This is a genomic window from Rhizobacter sp. P3_B12 (genome assembly GCF_056402895.1).
Genome location: NZ_JBFUGN010000618.1, coordinates 1 through 3,720 on the forward strand (window position 1 = coordinate 1; position 3,720 = coordinate 3,720).

The window sequence follows — 3,720 nt, forward strand, 5'->3', positions numbered from 1 at the left end:
GCATGGAACAGCGCGTTGTGATCGAGTTCGATCATCGAAGGGGTGCCGGCGCCATAGACGATGCCGGGGACTTTTTCAGCCAAGCGCAGGCGGCGGCTCGCTCCGGTCCCCTGCAGCTTGCGCTCGAATGCGACGAATTTCATGTTGACTCCAAAAGATTGGAAGACACCCGCGACCAGGTGTCTCGAATGGGGCCTTGCGGCCCCGCGAACTCGGCCGGCGCCGAAGCGCAAGCCGTCGTCTGCGGATCAGAAATTGCTGTTCTGTTCCGCGAACAAGGAGGTCACCGATTCACCGTCGGAGATCCGGCGGATGGTTTCGGCGAACAGGAATGCCACCGACAGCGGACGCACCTTCGAGCAGGTCTTGCCCTCGTCGCTGAGCGGGATGGTGTTGGTGATGACGACTTCGTCGAGCTGCGAGCCCTTGATGCGCTCGATCGCCGGGCCGGAGAACACCGCGTGCGTGCAATACGCATAGACGTTCTTCGCGCCGCGCTCCTTCAGCACCTCGGCCGCCTTCACCAGCGTGCCGGCGGTATCGATCATGTCGTCCATGATCACGCAGTTGCGGCCGTCGATGTCGCCGATCACGTGCATGACCTCGGAGACGTTGGCCTTCGGGCGGCGCTTGTCGATGATGGCCAGGTCGCAGCCGAGCTGCTTGGCCAGCGCCCGCGCGCGCACCACGCCGCCGACGTCCGGCGACACGACCACGAGGTCTTGATAGCGCTTGCTCTGCAGGTCGGACAGCAGCACCGGCGACGCGTAGATGTTGTCGACCGGGATGTTGAAGAAGCCCTGGATCTGGTCGGCGTGCAGGTCCATCGTCAGCAGGCGCTCGACGCCGACGGCCTCGAGCATGTTGGCGACGACCTTGGCGCTGATCGGCACGCGCGTCGAGCGCGGGCGGCGGTCTTGCCGCGCATAGCCGAAGTAGGGGATCACGGCCGTCACGCGGCGGGCCGAGGCGCGCTTCAGTGCATCGACCATGATGCACAGCTCCATCAGGTTCTCGTTCGTCGGCGCGCAGGTCGGCTGGACGACGAAGATGTCGCGTGCGCGGACGTTCTGCTGGATCTCGATGGCGACTTCACCGTCGGAGAAGCGGCCGACCGAAGCCTTGCCGAGTTCGATGCCGAGATGCGATGCAATCTCCTGCGCGAGGGCGGGATTGGCATTGCCGGTGAACAGCACGGTGTTGAAAAGCACGTTTCCTCCGTCGACGCTCTTGCTGTGTGCGTTGCGGGGTGCGTTGATCGGCGCAGCGAGGGGCGCATTCATGGTCCAGCGCACCCACCCTTCCGTTTCAGCCCCGCGTGCGCTGGTCTGAGCACCGGGAAACAAGACACATCAAAGAATTTGGCAGGGGAGGAAGGACTCGAACCCTCGCATGTCGGAATCAAAATCCGATGCCTTGACCAACTTGGCGACTCCCCTACACCGGTTGACCGCGATCATCGGAGCGCGATCCACCTTCAACTTTTTCAGTCTCTGCGTCAGCTTTGCAGGCTCTACCAGCCCTGCAAGGGATGCCGCACCAGACTTCGGCACATCCGACCCACCCAACCCGACGGCAGGTCCGTCGGCATTGTCGCCGTGGGTACGTCGGCTGTACCGCTTTTACTCATGACTCTCGAAAACACCGCACTGCCGGAGCCCGTCATGCGGCTGTTGCCGAAGCGAGCCTCGAGCAGACGGGCGGCTTGCGCCACTTCGGAACACTGGCTCTCGGCAGGTGGCTGCAAATCGTTGCGACCGAACCCGTCAAGAAGGCGTTGTATTCCGCCGTCCTCAAGGAAGCCTGCGACTATAGCAGCATCTGTATTGCGAGCCAACAGCGGGCTGAGAAAGATGCCACGGGTTTCGATGCTCGCGGCCGGTTTCACGACCGCCAGCCACTGTGCGGGCAGGTCGAGGGGGGTCAGTTTCTCGCCGATGCCCTCGACCCAGGCGCTGCCCTTTTCCGAATTCGCCAGGAAGAACGGCACGTCGGCCCCCAGCGTCAGGCCGAGCGCCATCAGCTTCTCGCGCGGCCAGCCGAGCTGCCACAGCCGGTTCAGCGCCAGCAGCGTGCTGGCTGCGTCCGAGCTGCCGCCGCCCATGCCGGCACCCCAGGGCACCTGCTTGTCGATCGAGATGTCGGCGCCGAGCGCGGTGCCCGACGCCGCCTGCAAGGCACGCGCCGCGCGCAGGCACAGGTCGTCGGCCGGCAGCGTGGCGCTCAAATCGTGGCGCGCCAGTCGGCCATCGCGACGCAGTTCGAGGTGCAGCGTGTCGGCCCAGTCGATCAGCACGAAGACCGATTGCAGCAGGTGGTAGCCGTCGGCGCGCCGGCCGATGATGTGCAGGAACAGGTTCAGCTTGGCCGGCGCGGCCACGTCGTACAAGGCGGTCAGGCTCATCGGGCGGGAGCGGTGTCAGGGGCGGTCGATGCGGGCGCGCACGACGACGGCGGGCGCCTGCACGCGTTGGGCGATCACCCAGCCTTCGTCGAAGCGGGCCAGGTTCACGTCCCAGCCCAGTTGCTGGAAGCCGGCGTCGGCCGGCGGCACCGCCGGGCGGCTCGGCGCGCCGGCCCAGGCGCGGCCGCGCAGCCAGTCGAACAGCGCGACGATCGGCAGGCTCTCGCCGAGCATGTCCTGCGTCAGCGAATCGAGGTCGGGGTAGGCGCGCTGCTCGCCGCCGGTGGTCAGCAGCGCCTGGCGCCCGGACCAGCGGGCCTGCGCGATCGTCGTGCCGAGCGGCGTCGACAGGTCGAGCCGGCCGTCCTGCGGCGTGCCCTGCAGCTCGAAGCTGGCGCTGACCGAGCGCGCCGCGGCCGACGGCGTCGCATCGACCTTCACCGACATCCGCCCCGACAAGCTCTCGGACGACGCGGGCGGCGTGACCGGCTGCAGCGTCGCGCAGCCAGCCAGCACCGCGCCGGCCAGCAGCGCTGCCAGGGCACGCAGCGTCACAGGTCGACCCGCAAGCGCGCGAGCGTCTCTTTCAGCACGTCGTTCGCGTTGTCGCGCGTGCGCGCATCGCGCAGCACCTTGCGGGCCTCGTCGCGCTGGCCGCTGATCCACAGCACCTCGCCCAGGTGGGCGGCGATCTCGACATCCGGCCGCGAGCGGTAGGCCTGCTGCAGCAGGCGCAGCGCTTCGCTGCGGTTGCCCAGCCGGTACTCGACCCAGCCCAGGCTGTCGGTGATGAAGGGTTCGCCCGGCGCCAGGTCGAGCGCCTTGCGGATCAGGTCGCGCGCCTCGGGCAGGCGCTGGTTGCGCTCGGCCAGCGAATAGCCCAGCGCGTTGTACGCATGGTGGTGATCGGGCTTCAGCTCGATGACGCGGCGCAGCAGGCGCTCCATCTCGTCCATGCGGTTCAGCTTCTCGGCCATCATCGACTGCTCGTACAGCAGGTCGGGATCGTTCGGGAAGCGCTGGTTCGCCTTGGCCAGCACGGTGTTCGCCTCGTTCCATTGCTTCACGTCGCGCAGGATCTGCGCCTCGGCGAGCAACTTGGAGCGCGCATCCTCGGTCGTCTTCTCGGGGGCGCGGCGGATCAGCTCCCGCGCGTCCTTGACCTTGCCCTGGCGCGCCAGCAGCGACGCGCGCCGGGTCTGCACCTCGAGCGCACGCTGCGGGCTGTCGACCTTCTTCAGCCAGGCTTCGGCGCCGGCATAGTCGCGCTGCTGCTCGGCCGCCTGCGACAGCAGCAGGTAGGCCTGCACCAGCCC

Annotated in this window: 4 protein-coding genes, 1 tRNA gene and 1 pseudogene; all 6 read right to left on the minus strand. The window is 67.4% G+C overall.

Annotation, left to right across the window (positions count from 1 at the left end):
- A pseudogene (locus AC1D01_RS24825) lies at nt 1–143 on the minus strand (50S ribosomal protein L25/general stress protein Ctc); the annotation flags it as partial.
- A 105-nt stretch (nt 144–248) separates the two neighbouring features.
- Nucleotides 249–1,211, minus strand: a complete 963-nt coding sequence (locus AC1D01_RS24830; RefSeq protein WP_056809748.1) for a ribose-phosphate pyrophosphokinase — start codon at nt 1,209–1,211, stop codon at nt 249–251.
- Between the two features lie 151 nt (nt 1,212–1,362).
- Nucleotides 1,363–1,439: transfer RNA gene (locus tag AC1D01_RS24835), tRNA-Gln, on the minus strand.
- A gap of 74 nt (nt 1,440–1,513) precedes the next feature.
- Nucleotides 1,514–2,404: a 4-(cytidine 5'-diphospho)-2-C-methyl-D-erythritol kinase gene (ispE, locus tag AC1D01_RS24840; RefSeq protein WP_477871101.1), complete on the minus strand. Its 891-nt coding sequence runs from the start codon at nt 2,402–2,404 to the stop codon at nt 1,514–1,516.
- A 15-nt stretch (nt 2,405–2,419) separates the two neighbouring features.
- Complete coding sequence (locus tag AC1D01_RS24845; protein ID WP_477871103.1) at nt 2,420–2,959, minus strand: lipoprotein insertase outer membrane protein LolB; 540 nt, start codon at nt 2,957–2,959, stop codon at nt 2,420–2,422.
- The coding region (locus AC1D01_RS24850; protein ID WP_477871105.1) for a tetratricopeptide repeat protein at nt 2,956–3,720 on the minus strand (765 nt) is incomplete at its 5' end. The genes AC1D01_RS24845 and AC1D01_RS24850, both read right to left, overlap by 4 nt.

Excerpts from the sequence above, each read along its gene's own strand:
- ispE (WP_477871101.1), bottom strand. The coding sequence starts at position 2,404 with ATGAGCCTGACCGCCTTGTACGACGTGGCCGCGCCGGCCAAGCTGAAC.